At 59.2% G+C, this 21,910-nt stretch carries 29 protein-coding genes; 23 read left to right on the top strand and 6 right to left on the bottom strand.

Going from position 1 to position 21,910, the window contains the following annotated elements:
* Positions 1-7: 7 nt before the first annotated feature.
* From FHS72_RS14905 to FHS72_RS14840, 14 genes are all read left to right on the top strand, one after another.
* Complete coding sequence (locus FHS72_RS14905; RefSeq protein WP_183530491.1) at positions 8-622, top strand: lytic transglycosylase domain-containing protein; 615 nt, start codon at positions 8-10, stop codon at positions 620-622.
* A gap of 71 nt (positions 623-693) precedes the next feature.
* On the top strand, positions 694-1,014 hold the full coding sequence (locus tag FHS72_RS14900) for a TrbC/VirB2 family protein (protein WP_134016936.1): 321 nt from the start codon (positions 694-696) through the stop codon (positions 1,012-1,014).
* Positions 1,007-1,285, top strand: coding sequence for a VirB3 family type IV secretion system protein (locus FHS72_RS14895; protein ID WP_183530490.1), 279 nt, complete (start codon positions 1,007-1,009; stop codon positions 1,283-1,285). The genes FHS72_RS14900 and FHS72_RS14895 overlap by 8 nt, the downstream gene beginning before the upstream one ends.
* Positions 1,275-3,638, top strand: a complete 2,364-nt coding sequence (locus FHS72_RS14890) for a VirB4 family type IV secretion/conjugal transfer ATPase (RefSeq protein ID WP_183530489.1) — start codon at positions 1,275-1,277, stop codon at positions 3,636-3,638. The genes FHS72_RS14895 and FHS72_RS14890 overlap by 11 nt, the downstream gene beginning before the upstream one ends.
* A complete protein-coding gene (locus FHS72_RS14885) occupies positions 3,635-3,802 on the top strand; it encodes a hypothetical protein (protein WP_170317860.1) in 168 nt (55 codons plus the stop codon). Before FHS72_RS14890 ends, FHS72_RS14885 begins: the two co-directional genes overlap by 4 nt.
* Positions 3,792-4,946: a lytic transglycosylase domain-containing protein gene (locus FHS72_RS14880; RefSeq protein WP_183530488.1), complete on the top strand. Its 1,155-nt coding sequence runs from the start codon at positions 3,792-3,794 to the stop codon at positions 4,944-4,946. The genes FHS72_RS14885 and FHS72_RS14880 overlap by 11 nt, the downstream gene beginning before the upstream one ends.
* The gene (locus FHS72_RS14875) at positions 4,946-5,755 is read left to right on the top strand and encodes a type IV secretion system protein (protein ID WP_183530537.1); all 810 of its coding nucleotides are present in this window, start codon (positions 4,946-4,948) and stop codon (positions 5,753-5,755) included. Before FHS72_RS14880 ends, FHS72_RS14875 begins: the two co-directional genes overlap by 1 nt.
* A 14-nt stretch (positions 5,756-5,769) precedes the next feature.
* Positions 5,770-6,426: a VirB8 family type IV secretion system protein gene (locus tag FHS72_RS14870; protein WP_183530487.1), complete on the top strand. Its 657-nt coding sequence runs from the start codon at positions 5,770-5,772 to the stop codon at positions 6,424-6,426.
* Positions 6,427-6,428: 2 nt separating this feature from the next.
* The gene (locus tag FHS72_RS14865; RefSeq protein WP_183530486.1) at positions 6,429-7,124 is read left to right on the top strand and encodes a TrbG/VirB9 family P-type conjugative transfer protein; all 696 of its coding nucleotides are present in this window, start codon (positions 6,429-6,431) and stop codon (positions 7,122-7,124) included.
* On the top strand, positions 7,121-8,500 hold the full coding sequence (locus tag FHS72_RS14860) for a TraB/TrbI/VirB10 family type IV secretion system protein (RefSeq protein WP_057821935.1): 1,380 nt from the start codon (positions 7,121-7,123) through the stop codon (positions 8,498-8,500). Before FHS72_RS14865 ends, FHS72_RS14860 begins: the two co-directional genes overlap by 4 nt.
* A 4-nt stretch (positions 8,501-8,504) precedes the next feature.
* Positions 8,505-9,491 (top strand): ATPase, T2SS/T4P/T4SS family, encoded by a 987-nt coding sequence (locus FHS72_RS14855; RefSeq protein WP_183530485.1) that lies wholly within the window; start codon positions 8,505-8,507, stop codon positions 9,489-9,491.
* A complete protein-coding gene (locus tag FHS72_RS14850) occupies positions 9,488-9,676 on the top strand; it encodes a hypothetical protein (RefSeq protein ID WP_183530484.1) in 189 nt (62 codons plus the stop codon). The genes FHS72_RS14855 and FHS72_RS14850 overlap by 4 nt, the downstream gene beginning before the upstream one ends.
* Positions 9,673-10,077 carry a hypothetical protein gene (locus FHS72_RS14845; RefSeq protein WP_183530483.1) on the top strand — a complete coding sequence of 135 codons (405 nt, stop codon included), beginning with the start codon at positions 9,673-9,675 and terminating at the stop codon, positions 10,075-10,077. The genes FHS72_RS14850 and FHS72_RS14845 overlap by 4 nt, the downstream gene beginning before the upstream one ends.
* A gap of 6 nt (positions 10,078-10,083) precedes the next feature.
* Positions 10,084-11,163 carry a TrbL/VirB6 family protein gene (locus tag FHS72_RS14840; protein WP_183530482.1) on the top strand — a complete coding sequence of 360 codons (1,080 nt, stop codon included), beginning with the start codon at positions 10,084-10,086 and terminating at the stop codon, positions 11,161-11,163.
* 328 nt (positions 11,164-11,491) lie between these two features.
* Here the strand turns inward: FHS72_RS14840 and FHS72_RS14835 are convergent, their stop codons facing one another.
* From FHS72_RS14835 to FHS72_RS14825, 3 genes are all read right to left on the bottom strand, one after another.
* Positions 11,492-12,355, bottom strand: a complete 864-nt coding sequence (locus tag FHS72_RS14835) for an ImmA/IrrE family metallo-endopeptidase (RefSeq protein WP_221235439.1) — start codon at positions 12,353-12,355, stop codon at positions 11,492-11,494.
* 17 nt (positions 12,356-12,372) lie between these two features.
* Complete coding sequence (locus FHS72_RS14830) at positions 12,373-12,714, bottom strand: helix-turn-helix domain-containing protein (protein ID WP_183530480.1); 342 nt, start codon at positions 12,712-12,714, stop codon at positions 12,373-12,375.
* A 122-nt stretch (positions 12,715-12,836) separates the two neighbouring features.
* The gene (locus FHS72_RS14825) at positions 12,837-13,016 is read right to left on the bottom strand and encodes a hypothetical protein (RefSeq protein ID WP_183530479.1); all 180 of its coding nucleotides are present in this window, start codon (positions 13,014-13,016) and stop codon (positions 12,837-12,839) included.
* Positions 13,017-13,135: 119 nt separating this feature from the next.
* On the opposite strand from FHS72_RS14825, the gene FHS72_RS14820 reads away from it, so the two are divergent.
* The 5 genes from FHS72_RS14820 to FHS72_RS14800 all read left to right on the top strand — a co-directional run bounded on the left by FHS72_RS14820 (position 13,136) and on the right by FHS72_RS14800 (position 15,993).
* A complete protein-coding gene (locus tag FHS72_RS14820; protein WP_047997948.1) occupies positions 13,136-13,399 on the top strand; it encodes a DUF3892 domain-containing protein in 264 nt (87 codons plus the stop codon).
* Positions 13,400-13,501: 102 nt separating this feature from the next.
* Complete coding sequence (locus tag FHS72_RS14815) at positions 13,502-13,789, top strand: DUF3892 domain-containing protein (protein ID WP_183530478.1); 288 nt, start codon at positions 13,502-13,504, stop codon at positions 13,787-13,789.
* An 840-nt stretch (positions 13,790-14,629) separates the two neighbouring features.
* Positions 14,630-14,944 (top strand): hypothetical protein, encoded by a 315-nt coding sequence (locus tag FHS72_RS14810; protein ID WP_183530477.1) that lies wholly within the window; start codon positions 14,630-14,632, stop codon positions 14,942-14,944.
* Between the two features lie 96 nt (positions 14,945-15,040).
* Complete coding sequence (locus tag FHS72_RS14805; RefSeq protein ID WP_183530476.1) at positions 15,041-15,535, top strand: DUF411 domain-containing protein; 495 nt, start codon at positions 15,041-15,043, stop codon at positions 15,533-15,535.
* Positions 15,532-15,993 (top strand): c-type cytochrome, encoded by a 462-nt coding sequence (locus FHS72_RS14800; RefSeq protein WP_343042700.1) that lies wholly within the window; start codon positions 15,532-15,534, stop codon positions 15,991-15,993. The genes FHS72_RS14805 and FHS72_RS14800 overlap by 4 nt, the downstream gene beginning before the upstream one ends.
* 31 nt (positions 15,994-16,024) lie before the next feature.
* Here FHS72_RS14800 and FHS72_RS14795 read toward each other — a convergent pair whose 3' ends face one another.
* A complete protein-coding gene (locus FHS72_RS14795; RefSeq protein ID WP_183530475.1) occupies positions 16,025-16,297 on the bottom strand; it encodes a metal-sensitive transcriptional regulator in 273 nt (90 codons plus the stop codon).
* An 87-nt stretch (positions 16,298-16,384) separates the two neighbouring features.
* On the opposite strand from FHS72_RS14795, the gene FHS72_RS14790 reads away from it, so the two are divergent.
* Genes FHS72_RS14790 through copM form a run of 3 tightly spaced genes read left to right on the top strand, consistent with a single transcriptional unit; the run spans position 16,385 to position 18,272 of the window.
* Positions 16,385-16,909, top strand: a complete 525-nt coding sequence (locus FHS72_RS14790) for a DUF305 domain-containing protein (protein ID WP_246414757.1) — start codon at positions 16,385-16,387, stop codon at positions 16,907-16,909.
* A 23-nt stretch (positions 16,910-16,932) separates the two neighbouring features.
* Positions 16,933-17,748 carry a MauE/DoxX family redox-associated membrane protein gene (locus tag FHS72_RS14785; RefSeq protein WP_246414755.1) on the top strand — a complete coding sequence of 272 codons (816 nt, stop codon included), beginning with the start codon at positions 16,933-16,935 and terminating at the stop codon, positions 17,746-17,748.
* Entirely contained in the window at positions 17,745-18,272 is a 528-nt protein-coding gene (copM, locus tag FHS72_RS14780; RefSeq protein ID WP_281378336.1) for a CopM family metallochaperone, read from the top strand. Before FHS72_RS14785 ends, copM begins: the two co-directional genes overlap by 4 nt.
* An 84-nt stretch (positions 18,273-18,356) precedes the next feature.
* Here the strand turns inward: copM and FHS72_RS14775 are convergent, their stop codons facing one another.
* The gene (locus FHS72_RS14775) at positions 18,357-18,905 is read right to left on the bottom strand and encodes a methyltransferase family protein (RefSeq protein WP_246414753.1); all 549 of its coding nucleotides are present in this window, start codon (positions 18,903-18,905) and stop codon (positions 18,357-18,359) included.
* A 5-nt stretch (positions 18,906-18,910) separates the two neighbouring features.
* Positions 18,911-21,151: a heavy metal translocating P-type ATPase gene (locus FHS72_RS14770; RefSeq protein WP_246414751.1), complete on the bottom strand. Its 2,241-nt coding sequence runs from the start codon at positions 21,149-21,151 to the stop codon at positions 18,911-18,913.
* A gap of 81 nt (positions 21,152-21,232) precedes the next feature.
* Here FHS72_RS14770 and FHS72_RS14765 point away from each other — a divergent pair, with 81 nt between their 5' ends.
* Positions 21,233-21,649, top strand: coding sequence for a MerR family transcriptional regulator (locus tag FHS72_RS14765; RefSeq protein WP_183530474.1), 417 nt, complete (start codon positions 21,233-21,235; stop codon positions 21,647-21,649).
* The last annotated feature ends 261 nt before the right edge of the window (positions 21,650-21,910 follow it).

The following is a 21,910-nucleotide window of genomic DNA, read 5'->3' as shown; positions in this document are numbered from 1 at the left end:
CGCACAGATGGTCCTGGTCATGGAGAGCGACGGCTCCCTGATCCCGTCCCGCTGCCAAAACAGCTTTGCTCGAAACTACAATGACGGCATCGGTCAGGGTTCGGCCTCCGATGGGATCGCGATCTTCGGCGAGGTAGAGGCCGAGCAAGAGGGCGTCCAAGTCGCGGCCCTTGCCCGCCCGGCTCCCCTGCCCCGCGCCGATGTCCTCTCCGGGATTCAGACAACGGCCTTGCGCTATGCCGGCCATTCCGGCCTGCGTCGCGCGGGGCTTTCCGTGACGGATTGGCTGGCTCTCTATCGAGCCAATATCGAGGTTGAGAGCGCCTACCGGCAGGATGCGATTTCAAGTGCAGGTGCCATTGGCCTTGGTCAATTGACGCCAGCGACGGCGCGTGATCTGGGCGTCGACCCGCGTGATCCGCTGCAAAACCTCGACGGCTCCGCCCGCTACCTCGCGATGATGCTGGAGCGCTTCGGCGATCCGCATCTGGCGCTGGCGGCCTACAACGCGGGGCCGGACGCCGTGCGCCAATACGGCGGCATTCCCCCTTACCGAGAAACCCAGAACCACGTGGCCCGTGTCATGGCCGTCGTGGCCCGATTGGAAGGATCAAATTCATGATGTCCCAACCTTTTTGGAAATCATTCCTCAAAACACTTATCGGCAATGTCACGAGAGCGCGCAGCGCGGCAGTGCATTGGCGATACCGCTTTTTCCAAACAAGTTGGTTTTCAAACCTCTTTGTCGCCTCGCTGGCGCTATTCCTGTTCATTGCCGAGCCCGCCCTTGCACAGAGCATCGATCTCTCCCCGATCCAGAGCTTGTTGCAGGGCATTGTCGATGCGCTGACCGGACCTCTTGGTGTGGTCATCGCCACACTCGCGGTTCTCGGGGTCTTTCTCAGCTGGTTCTTCAACATCATCGATCTGCGCCAGGCGCTCTGGGTCCTCGTGGGCATCGCTGGTGTTGCCGCCGCCCCCACCATCGTCGCCGCGGTCTTTGCCGGTGGCTGAGCGCGCGCCTCTCTTTCTCGGCCTCGTGCGCCCGCCCAAGCTTCTGGGCCTGCCCATCATGTATGCGATGGTCTGGCTCTTCGGTTCGGTGCTCTTGTTCGTCTGGGTCCAGCACATCGCGGTGTTGGGTTTCGCCGCCCTGCTCTATCCGGTGCTGTGGAAGGCCGCGGATTGGGACCCGCGTTTCATCGACGTGATGGTGACCGCGCTGCAGGAGACGCCACCCACGCGCAACAGGTCCATTCATGGCGGGGACAGCTATGCCCCGTGATGCTGCGCTCGATGCCCGCACAATGACGCCAGACTGGTATGCGCGCGAAACCCGCCTCGCGCATATGCTGCCCTATGTAAGCCTCGTTGACGACCAGACTGTGCGGACCCGGGTGAACGAGCTCTTCCGGTGCATCCGGCTCGAGGGGATCAACAGCTACACGACCGACGATGCCTATCTCGACAAGGTGACGGCACTTTTTGCCCGCATCGTCGCGCAGCTCGGGCCGGAATTCAGCTATTACGTCCACAAGGTCTCCAAGGCCATCAAACCTGATCTCGACCCGATCCGTGAGGACAGCTTCGCAGGCGAGGTCGACCGGCGCTGGCGCGCCAAGCTCGAAACCAGCGGGCTCCGCGACAGAACATTGACGCTCACCGTCATTCACCGCCCACCCCCGAAAGGCCTCCTGCCGTTCCTGAGCCGCAGCGCGCCGGACCGACTGAAGGAGGAGACCCGCAAACGCCTGCAGCGCCTCGGTGAGGCCGTGAACGTCTTCCTCTCGGGGCTTACCGAGCTAAAGCCGCGCCTGCTCTCAGCCGGATCGGGAGAGTTGGTGGGATTTTTGGGCGCGCTCAACACGGGCACCGAGCTGCCGCTCTACCCTGCAAACACCTACGGCTTTTTGTCCGTCAACGTCGCCAATACCCGCGTGACCTTTCACGGAGACCATTTCGAACTCTCGGAAGGCGTCGTGGGCCATCGCTACGGCAAGAGTTTCACCATCGGGGAATACTCGGAAGGCACCTCCTGCACCATGTTCGACATGCTGAACCTGCCGGTCGACATGATCGTGACGCACTCCTTCACGCCGATCAATTCGAACCTCATGGCGGGCCGCATCAAGCGGCAAAAGCGCCAGATGCAGGCCAGCCAGGACGCAGCCCTCTCGCTCCTGGAAGCCCTCGACATCGCCGCCGATGATCTCGAGGCCAAGCGCCAAAGCTTCGGCGAGCATCACATGGTCGTGACGCTTTTTTGCGACACGCTCGAAGAACTGCAAACCCTCAGCGCCGAGATCGTGAACGCCGCCGCAACCGAAGGCGTGAAGATGATTGGCGAGCGGGTCGCGGCCAAGGCGCATTACCTCAGCCAGCACCCCGGCAACCAACCAAAGCGCGTCCGCGCCAGCGCCGTCACCAACCGCAACTTCGCGGATTTTGCGGCCTTCCACCGGACACAGCTCGGTAAACCTGCAGCACTTACCCCCTGGGGCCGGGTCGTCACATATTTGCCCACGCCGGAGCAGAGCGCCTACCGGTTTTCCTATCACGAGCAGGGATCGCCCGACAAAGAACCGACCAGCGGCCATACCCTGATCATGGGGCGGCCCGGGTCCGGCAAATCGGTACTGTCAGCCTTTCTGATGACCCAGGCCCGTCGCGCAGGGGCGCGGATCTTCGTCTTCGATTACCGTCTTGGCATGGAGATGGCGGTGCGCGCCAATGGCGGGCGCTACGCCTCCCTGAACGCCGGCCAGCCCACGGGTCTAAACCCGCTCTGGACAGAGACCGATGCGCGCGGCACCGCCTGGCTCTCGGATTGGCTCACAACCCTGCTCTACCGCGCCGACAAGCCCCTGACCCCGGCGCAGACCAACCGCATCCAGGAGGTCGTGCGCCAGAATGCCCAGGCCACCAATCCGGCCCTGCGGAACTGGCGGGATTTCGCATCGCTTTTTGTGTCTACGGATGACGGCGGCGATCTGCACCAGCGCCTGCTCGAATGGTCTGAGGACGGCCGCTATGGCTGGATCTTCGGGCAGAGCCTCGAGGACACGTTCTCGCTCAAAGGCGATGTGGTGGGCTTCGATCTGACCGGCATTCTCGACAGCGAGGCCGACAAGGAGCGGATGGCGGTTCTCTCCTATCTTTTCCGCCGGGTCGAGCGCGAGATCGAGGACCGCCGCCCCACCATCATCGTGATCGACGAGGCCTGGAAGGCGCTCGACAACGTATATTTCGCCGAACGGTTGTCGAACTGGCTCGTGACTGCGCGCAAGCAGAACACCGTCGCGGTGATGATGACGCAATATGCCAGCCAGCTTGAGCGCACCCGGACCGGCAAGACCATCGTCGAGGCGGTGCCGACGCAGATCCTGCTGCCCAATATCCGCGCGCAGCCTGCGGACTACGCCATGCTGAACCTCACGGAGAAGGAGCTCGACGTCCTTCTCAACACGGGCAGCAACAGCCGCCTCGCACTGATCCGCGACGATCAGGGCTCGATCGTCGTCGATGCCGATCTGAGCGCGCTTGGACCCAATCTCACCATCCTTGGCGGCATGGAAAAGGGCGAAGCGCTTGTCGGCGCCGATTACCGCGACCGCCCATATTTTTGGAGACTTTCATGATCCGTATTCTTGTCGCTTTGGCTGCGCTCGGCGCGCTGGCCTCCTGCACCCAGTACCGGGAGCCGCAGGCGAACTGCTTCACATTCCTTGCGTCCACGGCACCCGTCGCGCCTGATTGCGATTTCACGCCCCTTGGCACCCCGGAGGGGGACATTGAAGTCTAGCCTGCCTCATATCCTAGCGCTTTGCCTGCTGCCAGGTCTCGCCTTGTCTCAGGGCGTGCCGACCAATGACAGTGGGCTGACCGCGCGTGACATCGTCGAGACTGGCGATCGCGAGGCTGACTTGGCCGTTCAGGCGGAGAAGCTTGCCGTGCGCGAACTCATCGCCGAGATCGAACGGGAGCAGCTGGAAACCCTGCAACGCATCCTCGATGCCCAGACCAGCTTCGGCGGTCAGGGCCTGCCCGCCATGGTCTCGGGGCTGGAAAGCGGCAGCGGCGATCCCGACCGCGCCGTGGCGGCGGTCTATGGCACGGGCGAGATCGATCCCAATCCCGGCGGTGCGCAGATGTTCGGGGACGCCGCCGAGAACATCGAGCAGCTCATCATCCGCGTGGCTCAGGAGACCAGCGGCTTTGCGGGTGTTGGACGCGCAGGACTCTCCCCCGTCCAATGGCGCGCGCTGCTGCAAGCGCTCATCTGGCAGGAAAGCCGGTTTACGATTGGGGCACGGTCTCCCGTCGGCGCCTATGGTCTCACACAGATCATGCCTGGCACGGCCAGCGATCTCGGCATCAACCCGGAATACTATGACAGCCCCTACCTGCAGGTGCATGGCGGCGCGCGCTATCTCGCGACCCAGCTCAACACATTCGATGGCAATATCATCAACGCGCTCGCGGCCTATAACGCCGGACCAGGCCGGGTTTTCGAGTATGGCGGCGTGCCGCCCTTCCGCGAGACCCAGCACTACGTCCAGGTGATCCCCGAACGCTATAACCTCTATTTGACCCGTATCGGCGGGATCGAAGCGCTCGGCACTATTGACCCTGCTCTGCTGGCCAATGCGAACCTTTCGATGACCGGGCATGGCGCGGCCTTTTATGGCAGCAACTCACCAGCCGCGATCCGCCAAGCCGCCCTGCGCATCCGCGATATCGTCGAACGGATTTCCGAGACCGAGGACGTGCAGGAGAGCGTCGCGCTCAACACCTATGCCCGCGCCGAACTCGTGCGTCTCGTGGCCGCCCGCATCCGGCTTCAGGCCGCCCGCACCCGCGTGCTCTCCGCCGAAGAGCTGGCCCAGGTCAGCGCCCGCATGGCCGAAGGCGCGTTCATGGATTTTACGATCAGGGAGATTGAATGATGGGACATCTGCTCTTGAGGACGGCCTTGGCCACAACGCTTGGGATTGGCCTGCATCTGGACGCCCTATCCCCTGCCCTCGCGCAAGGCGTGCCCGTCGTCGACACCCAGAACATCACGCAAAATATCCAGCAGCTCCGGCAGATGATCGAGGACGAGATCCTGCAGAACGAGCAGCTGACGCAGCTCCGCGAACAGCTCGGCCTGCTCACGGACCAACTCGCGGAGCTGCAAAGAACCTACGAGGCCCTCACCCGCCTCGCCGAGCTTCCAGAAATCATCCGCACCGAGATGGAAGACGAGTTGAACGGTCTGCTCGACCAGGAGTTCGGGGACATCCTCGCCACGATTGAGGCGATCAAGACTGGGGATTTCTCCGGCCTGTCCGGTTCTGGCGCAGGCGAGATCGAAACCCAGATGGATCGGGTGCTGGCCGATCTCGGATTTGACGATGACACCCTCTCGGAAATGGCCACGAGCGGCAATCCCGGGGCCAACCGCGTGGCGACGCAGGCCACCACCGGTGCCCTTGTCTCGGCGGCGGCCCAGAACAGCTATGAGGATGCCGGCCAATCGCTCGAGCGGGTAGACCGCCTTGTCGGACTCATCGACGACATGGAAGAGCTCAAGCAAAGCATCGATCTCAACACGCGCGTGACAGCTGAATTGGCCATCGCCCTCGTGGCGATGTGGCAGCTGGAAGCGATTCAAACCGTGGGCGATGGCACCGGCGGCGTGATCGACGCCGCCACCATCGCCGAAGAGCAGCGCTTCATGGATTTCACGTTACCGGACCTCCGGGCAGACTGACCGTGGGGGCATGAATGGTGGCGAGTGAACAAGAGATCATCGAGGAAGAACTGGTCTACGGTGCCTTGCGCCGCGAACGGCTTTGGCAGCGTCTTGGTCTGACAGGTCTTGTCTTCGGTATCATCGGCTGTCTGAGTGCCGCGGCTGTCTCGATCCTCGATGTCGACCCGCCCCCCGTCGTTGTCCCCTATGATCCCGCCACCGGCTTTGCACTCCCCGAAGCCTCGGTGGGCGCCTCCTCGGTGACCGCCAACCAGGCGATCATCGAGGCGGAGGTGTTCCGCTATGTGACCGACCGGGAGGTCTATAACCAGCTCGACAACGATCTGCGCATCGGCAGCGTCCTGCGCCGCTCGGACGGAGCTGCCGAGAGCGGGCTGCGCCAGATCTGGAACAGCGCAAATGAAAACTACCCGCCGACGGTCTATGGCCCCAATGCGCGGCTCGACGTGGAGATCCTCAGCATCAACCGGATCGGAACCAACCGCTCGACGGTCCGCCTGCGCAAGCGCCTGACCTCCATCAATGGCGTCCAAACCGGGCTCTTCACCGCGACGCTTCTCTTCGAGTTCCGCCCGGAGACCCGCCGCTCCATCGATGAGGTCTGGACCAATCCATTCGGCTTCACCGTCCTCGAATATTCCATCCGCTCCGACAGATTGGAGAACTGAATTTGTTCCCTGTTCGACTTTTCATATTGCTGATTGCCCTGTTGCCCGGCCTTGCTTTCGCCGAAGCCATCCCGCGTGGCGGGCCCAATGACAATCGGGTGCGGCTGGCAACATATCAAGAAGGTCAGGTCTACCGGCTCAGCGTGTCGCTCACCCATGTGACCACGGTCGAGTTCGGGGAAGGCGAGAGCATCCGCTCGATCATTGCGGGCGACACGGAAGGCTTCGAGATCGACGGCGTACCCGGGGGTCAGGCCTTCGCGATCAAGCCGGTGGCGCGCGGGGTGCATACCAATGTGACCGTCTACACGAACAGGCGCAGTTATTACTTCAACGTCGAGGAGACCCGCAGTCCGACCTTTTACGTGGTCCAGTTCCGCTACCCCGAAGACAATACGCGGCCCACACGTGCCATCGCGGCCCAAGCGCCGAACTATAATTACGGTGCCAGCGCGCGGACCGAGTTCACCCCCACCCGTGTCTGGGATGACGGGACGTTTACGTATTTCGAATTTCCGCGGAACGCGCCGGTGCCTGCGATCTTCCGCTACGCCAATGGCCGTGAGCACACGGTCAACACGCAAGCCACCGAGGACAGCGTGATCCGGGTTTCAGGCGTGAACCGACAATGGGTGCTGCGGATCGGGGAGGAGGTGGTCTGCATCGAGGCCACCCCACCTGCGGGGGTAGGCTCATGAGCGATACTGGAAACGCAGACCTCGAGAAACGCCTCGCTGCTCTAGAACAAGGCAAGGGCGCTGGTTCGCCCCCTGCCCCACGGCGCTCACCGCTGCTCGCTTTGGTCGTCGTCCTCGTGATCGGCGCGGGCGGTGCGTTGCTCTATCTCATGTCCCAACCCGAGGAAGAGGAAGTCCTTCCCACGGCCACGCCGGACGTGTTCCAGAACGAAGGCGACGGGTTCGGCGCCATCGAGACCTTGCCCCCGCCCGAGCCCGAGGTTGTGTTCGTCGCACCCGATCCGGTCGAGCCCAATGCTGAGCTTCTGGCACAGCTCGCAGCCCTTCAGGCCCAGATCGAGGAATTGCGCAACGCCCCTGAACCGGTCGTCGAGGAAGACACCGCCGCCGCAGAGGCGATCGACGCGCTGACCGCTCAGATCGCTGCGCTCCAAGCCGCCTCGGAAGCCGCACAGCAACGATTCCAGGACGAACTGACGGCGCGGGATCGCAGCCTTGAGCAACTCCGCATGGATCTGGAACTGGCCCAACTCGAGGCCAACCGCCCCCTCCCCGCACCCACCGGGCCCACCGAGGACGAGTTGCGCGCGCGGGAAGAAGAACGGCTGCGCCGCGAGGAAGAAGCACGACGGCTCGCGGAACTTGAACGCCGCGCTGCTGAGGAGCGCGCGTTTCAGGAGCGCCGCATCACCTCGCCCACCATCGCCTTTGGCGGCACCTCAGGCGCAAATGAAACTGCTTTGACCGAACGGACTTTTGGGGAAGTGACGGATTTTGTGCTGAATGGTGCGCTGCCCACTTCGGTGACGCAAGCTGAGGTCATCGCCAACCCCTCCAACACGATCATCCAGGGCACGATGATCCAGGCCGTCATGGAAACCGCCCTCGACAGCTCTCTGCCCGGCCAGACCCGGGCCGTTGTTTCCGAAGACGTGTTCAGTTTCGACGGTTCTCGGCTCTTGATCCCGCGTGGATCCCGCCTCATCGGGCGCTATCGTTCGGGCGTTGATATCGCGCAGCGCCGGGTCACGATCGCTTGGGACCGGATCATTCTGCCCGACAACCAGACCATCCAGATCAGTTCTTTTGGGGGCGATGAATTGGGTCGCTCCGGCGTCACCGGCTTTGTCGACACGCGCTTTGACGAGCGCTTCGGCTCGGCCGCGCTGATTTCACTGATCTCCGCCGCGCCTAGTGCAGCCGCTGCAAATGTGCAGGACGAAACCGCCGCGGATGTGCTCGAAGACGTGGGCGATGATCTTGCCGATGCCACGGACAGTGTGATTGGCGATTACCTCTCGATCGGCCCGGTCATCTATGTCGACCAGGGCGCCCGCGTCACGGTCATGGTCGACCGCGATCTGGAGATATTCTGAGCCCATGTCGCTGAGCTATCTTCAAACCTCGCTCGACCGGATCGACGCCGCCGCCCGCGACGATGTCATCGAGATTTGCATCAACCCAGACGGAACCTGCTGGGGCGAGTTCCAGGGCGATCACTTCATGAGAAAGCTGGACCAGAAGCTGACAGCAACCGAAGTGAAGGACCTCGGCAACCAGATCGCCTCCTCTGCCAACACCACGATGAGCAAGGACCGCCCCATCGTCTCGGTCTCGATCACTTACAAGGGCCGTCCGATCCGCGCACAGGTCATCACCCCGCCTGCCGTGCTCTCGGCCATGTCGATCAGCCTTCGGTTCTTCTCAAGCCTGCCGCTCGAGGGAATTGCGCTTGATTTCCTTTTTGGCAAGGAACGCAAGCTTGAAGAACTCCGCCTCGAGAAAACCCACGAACTGCGCGAAGTGGTGGTCGCGGGCGTGATCGACGATGCGCTGGCCTTTTGCGTCGACAACAAGCTTAACATGATCGTCTCTGGCGGCACCTCCACCGGCAAGACCGTGGCTGCACGCAAGATCCTCTCGCACGTGCCATCCGAGGAACGCATCGTCACCATCGAGGAAGCCGCCGAGCTTCTGCCGACCCAGCCCAATGCCGTGACCCTCATCGCCAATCGCGATGCGGAGTTCCAGACCGCCGATGTGCTGCTCACCGCAACGTTGCGCATGCGCCCCGACCGGATCATCCTGGGCGAGGTGCGCGGCAAGGAAGCCATGACCTTCCTCGAGGCGATCAACACTGGCCATGGCGGCTCAATGACCACGCTGCACGCAGAAACCCCGCAACTTGCCGTGCAGCGTCTGGCCATCGCCGCACTCAAGACCGAGATCCCGATGACCTATGCCGACATGATCCAGTACATCGAGAACTCCATCGACGTAATCATCCAGGCCGGTCGCCATGATGGCAAACGCGGCATCACCGAATTCTACCTCCCCGGCGCAACTGAGACTGGAACTTCCCCATGAAAACCTTTGAATATGACATCCTGTTCTTTCCGGTGAAGAAGCAAAAGGACTACGACGAGGTGCGACGTGCTTTGAATGAGCGCGGCGCGGAAGGGTGGGAGGTTATCACCGCCGAAGCCGGCGACTACGGCTACACCACTTTCTTGAAGCGTGAGACTGGTGCAATGAAGACGGCATCCGAATGACACGGGCTATTGCAGTCGCTGGCCTGCTCTTGATCTTTGGCACAACTGCTGGCGTAGCAGAGCGGAACCTGATCCCGACGCTCGACAACCACCCAAATGTTTGCTCAGATCAACCATCCGAGCCGGAATGGATGCAGAACATCAATGTGCGCGAATCCTATAAGCGCCTTTTGATCCAACAGATATATCGGGCTCAAAGCATGGAGCGCATCGTAGACTCGCAAAACTGCGACTGTCCCACACGGTATCCAACTTGGGAGGACGCCGTACGCTTCTACACCGAGCGCTATGCTTCATCTGAATACTGGGACGTGGTCGAAGCGACGTCCGAATACCGACGGCAGGCAAATGAACTGCGCCGCGCCGCCATGCCAATCTGCGAAGCAGTTGGCAATTGGTAGCAATCCATGAGTGTCGTCACCTACTTCGTTGAAACGGCCGAAGGGTATCTAGATACCGCTGCCGAAACTCAGTTTGGTGCGGTCGCAGCAACGGTCGGCACGTTGCTGGTTCTGGGAACGACACTGGTTGTCATTTTGGTTTTCATCAACACGATCTACCAATATCGGGCGATGGACGGGCGAACGGCCTTTTGGCTCGCCGTGAAAGTGGGGTTAATAGGTGTCTTCGCGACAAACTGGGTCCAGTTTAATGCGCTTGCCTCAGCAATACTGAACGGAATTGACAGCATTGCCGGGGCACTTGTGGCTTCTGTCGGCGGCGGATCACCTGGTCCGTCCGGTACCTTTGCGGAGGAATTTGACGAACTGATTGCAGCGCTCGGGGACTATCTGAATGCTGCGGGATCTGAGCTGAACTGGATGGCGGGTGCCTTGCTTGACACACTTGGGGTTCTGCTGCTCTCGATTCTTGGCGGGTTGGCGGCGTTCATTGTTGTGGCGTCCCGGCTCATGATCGCTCTGCTAATTGGCATTGCGCCAGTGATGATCTTCTTGACCCTGTTCGAGGTGACCAAGGATTATTTCGCGCGCTGGTTATCCGCGCTCATTTCATTCGCGATGTATCCGATCGTCGTCGCCGGAGTGTTCGCGACGATCACGGGGGTCTCTCGGGCGCTTCTTGCCGAGCTTGGCGACCCGGGGGGAGCCTCGAACATAGGGGCCCTTATCCCATTTTTCATGATGGTGCTGATGGCAAAGGGTTTCATCATAGCAACGCCTTTCTTGGTTCGGGCAATTTCCGGAAACATCATGATGCCAGCACTCTCAGCCGGGTTCGGGGGAAGCTATGCCTTCGCCAGAGGGCTTGCAGGTAGCCAACAAGTTTACAATCGCTATGCCATCGGTGGCGCAACTGGGGCTGAATACGCAGCCCTTCGAGCGCGACAATTCTTTGGCGTGCAAGCCTTGCCGAGCCGACCAAATACTGCTGGAGGGCCAACTGCGGCTCGTCCGGGTGACGCAAACGGAACAGGCGCACGAATGCTGGCACTGCTTTCAAGACTTGGTAGATTGGGCAAGCGGTGACAGACCGGTGCTAAAAACTTGCCAAAACAGCAAAGGGTTTGCCTGGGGCTTTTGTCATAGCTAACCGCTTGATCCTTCGCGACGCATGGCGAGCGGCCAGAAACGACATCGTGTAATTGCGGCGGACCGTTTTCTCGGACCTGACAGGACCGCAGGCGGATCAACATGATAGGGAAAATGTCAAGGTAGGGGTGGGCCGGCGTCAGCCCGTCGATCCCCTGCCTTACCTATGCTCAAAGCGAACTCGGCATAGACGTCGGGGTTGCGGGATTTCTATAGCTACTTCATTTCTGTAAAATGAAGCTGACTTAAACGACGAAAATCAAAACTACCGGCCATAAGCAAATCTAGGCGTCCAGCTTGCTACAAGCTTTTCTTCTTCATCCTCAAATTCATCTGGATCATCGGGAAGCATGTCACTCGATAGGACTGTCAACGTATAGCCATAACTGCCCAGGCCTACGATCTCTTCCTCAAGCGCAATCGTCTTCTCTCCACTAAACCATTCGGCCAAGCGTGTTGAATCACAGATGGACTTTCGACTTGAGATGTTTTCTTCCTCGGAATTGAAACTTCGCGTCGCAGTGTAGGGAAGGGGATCACCCTTCCTAAGAAAACGCAGGCGATCCAGTCGCTTGAAGCTTTCTGACATAAACCCGTAAGCAATCTGAGCGCCTTGGCTCACGACAACAGCCATAGGATATGGCGCGCACTCGGCAGCTCGAATTGCTGCCGATGTAAGCGACGTTTCAGCTTCCCCTGCCAAGTGCTGAATTCCTTCAAGACCAACCGGCGCACCATAAAGGGCTTCGCGTGTAAGTTGCGTAGGCATAAGCAATCCTGATGCAAAATGATCAGCTTCTATCTCAATGGAATTGTGCCCCTGCGTGAAACCCGCCTTGGAAAAGTGAACCGACGCAGTCTTCTGGATCTCTTCGGGATGTCCTTCAAGAAAGTAGTGTCCAAGTTCATGCGCAACCGTGAAACGCTGAAACCCTTTGTTGCGAATGTGTGTAGCGTAGATAATGCCAACGTCATCGCCATGAAAGACAATGCATCCACTCATCCCTTCACGTTCGGAATCTTTGGCTTCAACAACGATGGCCTCGTCTTCCGCAATCTTAAAAGGGTCGACAGGAAGCGCCTCAAACCCAAACTGGCTTGCGACTTGTTCGCCTTTCAGTCGAGACATTTTGAGTCTGAACTTACTCACTTCTCGCGATCCTCCCGCCGCCTTGCAAGTGTGTCGATCATCAGTTGAATGCTTTCACGATCAGCATGATTCAGGCTCTCTTCATTCCTAAATGCTGTCGTAGCCCCCTTGATGGTGTCTGCCCTGCCCAAGAGGTAGTCGGATGACACCTCAAGTGCTTTGGCCAGCGCGCGAATGTTAGCAAAGGACGGCTTCCGGCGGTTCGCTTCAAAGTGACCAATAGCAGCAGGCTGCAGGCCAGTTAACTTTGCAAGTTCTGTCTGGTTTAGCTCCCGTTGCTCGCGCGCGGCACGCAATCGGACAGCAAAAATACCATCAGTTTCATCGGCAGTTGACACTACGCCTATAACTCCTGTACTATGACGATATCGTAGGAATTCCTACTGGGCCATTTGGCCTTTTTCTTTACCGAACGATCCTACGTTTTCGTCATAAAAGCTATAACGTACTGGATTTTTGGTCAAGAGAGAATCGACCATCTCGGCAAAGTCCAGAGACAAGAGAAAAGGAAGGAGGTGAACAACATGGCAAAATCGAACAGCGAAGTAACGAGCGCGAAGGCTGCATCAGCGGCATCAAAAGTGCTCAGAAATCCAAAGTCCAGCCCGGCGGCAAAGACAGCGGCGGCTTCTGCGCTCACGCAGCGTCCGAACAAAAAACGACTCTGAAACATTGGGCGTGCCGGACGATACCCGGCACCCCTCCAAACAGGGATGGCACAAGCCATACTGAACTTTTTATTATCAAGGAGTGCCTCGGATGGCCGACAGAAAAGTAACTGCATCAGGAAAAGACAAGGACGGCGACATCACCAAGCTTTGCAAATCAGGCGAGGCATGGTCCCCACGGCAGAAGGCTGACGCGATCCGCGATATCGAAAACGGCACGCATACCTACTACGTCCAGCAGGCTGGCACGTCTCGTGTCGACATAACCGTGGTGAACGGAACGACCGGCAAATACCTTCGCTCGACCGCCGATAAATCTTCGAGCAACAACTTGGACAATCTTCCTGATTGCTAAGCCTATTACCCTACAAAATCAGGGCTCGCAGATAGCATCTACCTCTGCGGGTCCGTCTCAACCTAGCATCCTCGAATATCTTAAAAAGAAGGACATTACCTCATGCCACAGGATCATCAGATCACCTGCATTATTCCAGACGGCGCGGACTCTGACCGGCGTATTGACAGCATCGGCGGTGCTACTGGTTCCAAGAGTGGTGGTCCTTGGTGCATTAAGCTCGACGCTGCCATCAAAGGTATCGAAGACGGCACTTGGCGTTTTTGGACCAGCGTAAATGGCAACTCTGTCTGGGTCATCATCGCCAGGCGGAATGGAAGAAAATACCTGAAAACCGAGGCCGATGGAGCCGAACCGAATAACCTCTTGAGTTTGCCGCGCTGTAACTAGGTGGAGAAACACAATTCTTCGTTTCCGTCCAAGAGTGACGGTCACAGCGTCACGGCCTAGGTATGTGTAGGCGGCCTCCGATCATAGGGTCCGAGCCTGGCATTCGATACCCTCACTGACATGATAGGCCGCCGTCGTGGCAGAGCCGCCCGCCCTTGCGTTTGGTCGCCACAGGGAAGGCTGGTGTCGTTTTTCACAAATAAGTTCAGCAGCCTGTCACAGACGGTTCAGTGAACGGCCGCAGCGTCGAAGCAGCCGTTCGCGCAGATCGCAGCGAACGGCTTGAGGGAGCCCATTGTGTGAGTTAGGTTTTCTTGCTGCATGCGCTCGCAGCGTGGAAAATGCTGCGTCAGCGTAAAATTCGGTGCTGCCGCGCGGCGGGAAAACCAGCCATTCGTGCAGAGTGCAGCAGGGATCAGAGGCCAAATTCACAGACTGCGGGACAATTCGGACCTTGGCTCAATGTGTTTCAAGTTCCGCTTCGGTGAACCGTTCAACAAACGGTCGATATCGGTGAAAAACTCGAGCTTTAGACCATCATAATTTTTCGCAATCCTGCCGCCCGCTATAAAATTGACCCCACAATGCACACTGGAACCCATGAGCCCTTCGATAGGCTGCTATCACCGATAATGGGCCGACCCCCTCAGCCTAAATCGACAGCCCCGCTTTAGAAAGCAAAAATATCGCGGCGCAACGTCAAAAACGGAATTTTCACCGATATCGGTCTTTTTGGTGTATTTAGCAGGTTCAGAAAAGGTCGCTGTGAGCTCATCGTGACCGATTTTCCCCAGTCTCCGACTGCTTGTCGGAGCCATATACCTACTGTAGGTATATGGCATGTATTTCGTGCGCCTCCTGATGATCGCTCTGATCGTTCTCTCGACCACACTGTCCGGGGCGATGGCCGCGAGGCATTTAGGCCCGACCGACGTGTCCGTCGAAACTGCGGCCGTCATGTCAGCCGACCATAAAACCTGCTGCACCGACGGCACGGAGCAGTCGCAAGGTTGTCATGTCCTTCCGGCCATCCTTCCTGCGATGAAGATGGACAGTGGGGCGCAGAAACTGCTGCGATCCGTTACTTTCGGACCATCGATTCTGCCGACCGGCTTTGAGCCTGCCGGAACTCTCGATCCGCCACGCTTGGTGTGATGTCTCCTGCGCGCAGACGGGCGCGCATTTCCTGACAGTTTATCACACCCGCGACGGGGTTTCCCTCCGCGCACTCCATTCGAGGGGAACAACTCCATGAAACCGACCAAATCTCTATCGACCACTTTTTCTGCCGTTGCACTGGCCCTCGGAGCCGCGACCCTGATGATGCCAGACATGGCGCACGCCGACAGTCATGTGACCATCGCGGAGCACGGCACGATGCACGTCACGAAAAGCCCGACCTGCGGTTGCTGCACGGCCTGGGTCGCACTGGCGCGTGAGGCAGGTTACGAGGTCGAGACTACCGATACGCGTGACTATGTAGGTCCCAAGCAGGAGGCCGGGGTGCCGGGCGAACTGTGGGCCTGCCATACGGCGACAATCGACGGCTATATCGTCGAAGGCCATGTGCCCTTCGCGGCCCTTGCCAAACTGCTGGAAGAACGCCCCGATATTGCCGGCATCGCCGTTCCGGGGATGCCCGGCGGCTCTCCGGGCATGGGGAACGACCCGAGCGCGCGATACGATGTGATCGCCTTTGGTGGCAAGGAGGCAAATGGCAAAGTCTTCTATCAGGCCGGATTGTGAGACGGTTGGCAATCGTCGTGGCGGGGGTGGCCCTTGCGGGGGCCGCCATCCTCACATTCGGAACGGGGCCCGCAGAGTCTGATGGAATGGTTCTGCGCGATGGCGATCCGGAAACCGTGGCGCTCGGGGCGGAGGTCTATGCAGCCAACTGTGCCTCCTGCCACGGAGCCGATCTGGAAGGTCAGGCTGACTGGCGCATCGCGGGGCCGGATGGACGGCTGCCCGCGCCGCCGCATGACGAGACGGGGCACACATGGCACCATGATGGTGAAACACTGTTCAACCTGACCAAATACGGAGTGGGCAAGATGATCGGCGATCCGAATTATGCCTCTGACATGCCGGTTTACGAGGGCATCCTGAAAGACGATGAGATCGTTGCCGTCCTCAGCTACATCAAGTCGACATGGCCGCAGAAGATTCGCGCCCGCCACGATGACATGACAGCGCAGCAATGATTTTGCTGGCCGCGCGCAAGTAGAATACCTCTCAGGTCTGGGTTTTCTGGAGCAGGGCGATCAGTTCACTGAACTTCTTGCGCTGCTCCTTCGGATCGCCGCTGCCAATGGCGTCTTCGACGCAGTGGTGGGCGTGGTTCTCCAGCACCAGCCGCTCCACCCCTTTCAGGGCGGAGCGGACAGCGGCAGTCTGGGCCAGAATGTCGACGCAGTAACGATCCTCATCGACCATTTTCGCGATACCCCGCACCTGACCTTCCAGCCGGGCGAGCCGGTCAAGGGTGCGCTGTTTGTCCTGTTTCATATCGTCTCCATGGAACCCGATTTCAATTTCGGGGTTATTATACCTATAGGGGGTATCCTTAGCCTCAAGTAGAAAGGTTGACACATCATGGCAAAAAATATGGACAAACACGAGAGCGGCAGCATGGGCTATGGCCGTTTTGGCGCGATGATCGCAACCTCGACGGTTGTGATGTTCGGTCTGATGTATCTAAACACATATGCCCTCGACCACGTCTTCTTTTCGCAGACGCGGATGTGGATGGCGCTTTACATGGGCGGCGTCATGGCGATCATCATGCTCGCCTTCATGCTGGGCATGTATACGAGCCGCAAAGCGAACATTGCGATCTTCACTGGCGCGGCTCTCGCGTTCGCGGTCGGCGTAGGGCTGGTGCGCACGCAGGCGACAGTGGGCGATGTCGCCTGGATGAAGGCGATGATCCCGCACCACTCCATCGCGATCCTGACCAGCGAGCGTGCCAATATCTCCGATCCGCGCGTGCGGGCACTGGCTGACGCGATCATCGCCGCCCAGGAGGCCGAGATCGCTGAAATGAAGATCTACATCGAGGATATCAAAGCCAACGGTGACGCGCCTGCTGGCACGGAACGGGATAAACAATACGATTGACCTTTGACGAACGGAGCAACGCCATGACAGGAAATGACACAATCGACGGCCCCGACATTGCCCGCGAGAAAAGCAAGGGCACCGGAAAGACCGCTTCGCTGTACCGGATGGCGATGCCCGGGCACCTTTGCCCCTTTGGTCTGAAGTCAATGTCATTGCTGAAATGCAAGGGCTACACTATCGACGACAATCTGCTGGAAAGTCGCGACAAGGTGGACGTATATATGGCCGCGCACGACGTGAAGGCGACCCCGCAGACATTCATCGACGGCGAACGGATCGGCGGTTACACCGACCTCAAGAAACACTTCGGCATGAAGGTTCTCGGCGAGGACGAAACCACTTATCGCCCGATTATCGCGATCTTCGGCTCGACTGCGCTGATGGCACTGGCGATCATCCTGAACCTTTATGACGGCTTTCCTGTCCTGACATTCCTCAAGTGGTTCTTCGCGACCTCGATGGTGGCGCTGGCAATCCAGAAACTTCAGGACGTCAGCAGCTTCGTGAACGGTTTCCTAGGTTATGACCTGCTGGCGCGGCGCTATGTGCCATATGGCTACGCCTATCCCTTCCTTGAGCTTTACGCTGGTGTCGGGATGATGGCTCTGATCGGCACCGGCAGCGCGCTGATCTGGCTCGTGGCCCCGGTGGGCATCGTCATCGGCACCATCGGTGCGATCAGCGTTATCAAAGCGGCCTATATCGACAAGCGTGAGTTGAAATGCGCCTGCGTTGGTGGCGGATCGAACGTGCCGCTTGGCTTCATCTCGCTCACCGAAAACCTCATCATGGTGGGTATGGGCCTCTGGATGCTGACGCTTTGGATCGCATCTTGACGCCGTTCCGCCTGATCCCTCAAAAATCAGGAAAAACAGGAGAAATCAAAATGAGCATCGTAAAGACAATACTATCCACGGCTATCGTCGTCACAGCAATCTCGGCATCTGCTTTCGCGCAGGACGCAGCGTTCCAAATGCCCGAGCAATGTAGCACTTTGACTACCATGGGTGAAATGGACCACTCATCAATGGGCCACGCCAGTCCGAGCGTTGGCATGGGGGCCGAAATGATGGGATCTGATGGCATGAAGCTTGACGCCATGCCCGAGCATGTTCAGGAAAATATGCGCCGAATGATGATCACTATGCCGGCGATGCAGGAAGGTATGATGAGTGAGGATGCCGACGTGGCATTCGCCTGCGGGATGATTGCCCACCATCAAGGCGCAATCGACATGGCGCAGGTTCTGCTTGACTATGGTGATGACCCGCAAATGATCAAACTTGCCGGAAAAATCATAGCTGCACAGGTCGGCGAAATCGAGCAGATGACCAACTGGCTGGCCGAAAATGCTGACTGAGATGATATTGGCCGCACGGTTCAGGCGGAGCGGCCAATTCGAATTACTTCGACTGAAAATACCTTCATTTGATATTGCCGGATGTTATAGAAACCGCCTCACTTTGGCTTTGTAGTCGAGATACGCTTTCCCATATCGCTCGCTCAGCCAGCTTTCCTCGGCGAGAGGGAAGGCGATCAGAACGAGGACGCCTGTAATAACAGACGGCTGCGCCACAAATGATGCGCTCAACAAGGCCCAGCCGATCAGGATGGCGATGTCGCTGACATACTGGGGGTTTCGGGAAAAGCGATAGAGGCCGTCTGTCTTTAACTGTCCTTCAGCACCCATGGTCTGGTTCACACCAAAACCCATGACCTCGGACCATACCCCTGCATTTCCGGCAAGGATCAAGACCGCCCCCACACCGTAGCGCAACCAGCCTGGCACGGGGGCGTCTCCCCAGCCTATGACGCCGAGAGCGAACACGGTCGCAAAGAACGCGAATGTGCCGCCCCAGCCGATCCACGCTACTGCGGCGCTGAAGCGATGTGGCGGCCAAATTCGGCGGTCGGGCTGGGCTACGGACCACAGGATCGCCGCAAGTGTCATACTGGCGATTGCCAGAGCTACAGCTGTCAGTATCGCGACCAAAGAACTTATCCTTCACGTTCGGGGTTGAAGCGCAAAAGCCGAAGGGCGTTCAGTGTCACCAGCACGGTTGCGCCGGTGTCCGCAAGTATCGCAATCCACAGACCGGTGATTCCGAACACGGTCGTGACGAGGAACACGGCCTTGAGGCCGAGCGCGATCGTCACGTTCTGGCGGATGTTACCCATGGTTGCGCGAGCAAGCCGTATCATCGCAGCGACATCGGTGACGCGGTTGCGCAGGATCGCGGCATCCGCCGTTTCCAGCGCCACGTCTGTTCCCGACCCCATCGCAACGCCCACCGAGGCCTGCGCAAGTGCGGGCGCGTCATTGATGCCGTCACCGATCATCATAACGCCCTCGCGGGCTATGGACCGGATCGCCGCGACCTTGTCCTCGGGCATTAGGTCTGCCTTGAAGTCGATGCCGAGATGTCCGGCGATGGCGGCGGCGGTGCGGGTATTGTCGCCGGTCAGCATAACTCCGTCCACGCCCAGCACCTTGAGCTGGCGCAGGGCCTCCACCGCATCGGCGCGCGCCTCGTCGCGCATGGCGATCAGGCCAAGCGCGCGTCCCTCTCGGTAGACGACCACCACGGTCTTGCCTTCGTCTTCCATCCTGGCGGCGACGTCGGTGCCTGCGTCATCCAGCACGCCTGCGTCGGATGCAAAGCCCGGGGACGCAACCCACGCGAGCGCATCGCCCACCGTCGCCTCGACCCCTTTGCCGACGATGGCGCGGGCACCACTGGACGCGAGCGGCGCAATGCCTGCCTCCTGCGCATACGTCGTTATCGCCTCGGCCAGCGGATGCGACGATCCAGCTTCGACACCGCTCGCCACGGCCAATATGTCAGCCTCGGTTGTGCCGTTCAGCGGGACTACATTCGTGACGACAGGTCGCCCCGCCGTAAGCGTGCCGGTCTTGTCGAACGCGACATTCGCGATCTTGGCAGTGGCTTCAATCACCGCACCGCCCTTCATCAGCAGGCCGCGCCGCGCACCCGACGACAAGCCGGATGCAATGGAGGCCGGAACGGAGATCACCAGCGCACAGGGGCACCCGATCAGAAGGAGCGCCAGACCCCGGTAAACCCATGTCCCCCAGTCGCCCCCGGCAAAGAGTGGCGGCACCAGCACGACGAGTAGCGACAGACCAACGATGGTCGGCATATACCAGCGAGAGAAGCGGTCGATGAACCGTTCGGTCGGCGCGCGCGCGCTCTCGGCCTCCTCTACCAGCGCGACGATGCGTGAGATCGTGTTGTTCTCGGACGCCTTCGTCACGCGGATGTGCAACGCAGCCTCGGCGTTGATCGACCCTGCGAATACCGGATCACCCGGTTTGCGCGTGATCGGAACGCTTTCGCCCGTCACCGGGCTTTGATCCACGCCGGAAGTGCCTTCAGTTACCTCACCGTCCGCTGCGATACGGGCACCAGGACGTGCAAGGATGACCTGACCAATCTGCAAAGTTGCGGCATCGACCTCGCGCGTGGTGCCGTTTTCGACCAGAAGGGCAGATTTCGGCACAAGGTCCGACAACGCCCGGATCGAGGCCCGCGCACGGTCTGCAGCGACACCTTCCAGCACCTCACCGACGGCAAACAGGAATACCACCAATGCCGCTTCTTCAGCCGCACCGATGAACAACGCACCCACGGCGGCAATGGTCATCAGCATCTCGATGGTGAACGGCAAGCCTGCGCGCAACGCGGCGAAGGCGCGGCGCGCAACGGGGGCAACGCCGATTAGGCAGGCAAGGATAAACGCCCATAGTCCGATGTCCTGAGAGGTCAACAGTTCGATGCACCACGCGAGCGCAAGCAGCGCACCGGTCACGATCACCAGCCGCCCCTTGCCGGTTTGATACCATGATTTGCCTCTGTCGGCAGGATCATCGTGGGCGTGACCGATCCGGCCATGATCTTCTTCGCTTGCTTCGCTGTGATCGCCCTTGCCGTGTCCCGATGAAGCACCGGTGCCGTGCGTATCGTCAGCGGTACTCACCCCGTAACCCAGTTTTCGAACTGTCGCCTCGACCTTTTCGGGTGAGGTTCGGGAAGGATCCAGTGTCAGACGCATCCGTTCCCGCATCGGCAGCACTTCGATATCGCTAACACCGGACAGTCGCTCGACAGCACCTCTCACCTTGGTGGCGCATGAACCGCAATCCATGCCAGACACGGTCCACTCGAAGATCATGGTGTCGAAGGCGGCGTTTGCGGGTGTTTTCGTGTCACTGTTCATGGGAGTCTGCAATTCCTGACTTGATATGAGATATTCTTAACTTAATGTCTCTAGCAGCTAGAGGTTCAAGAGGTTGTTTTGATGTTTTCCATCGGCGCACTGTCACAGCATACCGGGGTCAAGGTTCCTACCATTCGCTATTATGAGCAGATGGGGCTGATGAGTGCGCCCGAAAGAACTGAAGGCAATCAGCGGCGCTACGGACGCGCAGAACGCGAGCGGCTCGGCTTTATCAAGCATGCCCGGGATCTCGGGTTCTCCATCGGAGCGATCTGTTCGCTGATCGAGTTGAACAACCATCCCAACCGTTCCTGTGCAGAAGCCTCCGAGATAGCCGCCAGCCAACTGGTGTATGTGCGCGAGAAGATCGCCAGCCTCACCCGGCTGGAGCGAGAGCTGGCACGCATATCAGACGGCTGCTCGGGGAACGGTATTGCCGATAAATGCTATGTGTTGGCATCATTGGCAGATCATGCACGGTGCGAGACCGACCATTAAAGGTGTGTGAGTAACTCGCAAAAACCCTCCATTTAGAACGACTGATAAATGACCAATTTTCCGCTGCCAAATACCAGTTCAAAACCGAAGTGGTTGTTGAAGATTTTTGGCTGTCTTTCGTTAGTGGACATCCGTGCGTAACGCAGCATTGGTCGGTCTGGGCTCCAAGCATGCGTAATTGGGCTACCCTCTGTTCTGAGGTCGAGCTCCCGATAAGATCACAGGATGACTGTGAACAAGGGAAAAAGAAGATGGAATATT

The sequence above is a fragment of the Yoonia ponticola genome (genome assembly GCF_014199395.1).
Classification (GTDB): Bacteria; Pseudomonadota; Alphaproteobacteria; order Rhodobacterales; family Rhodobacteraceae; genus Yoonia; species Yoonia ponticola.
This window is presented reverse-complemented; position numbering and strand designations above follow the sequence as displayed.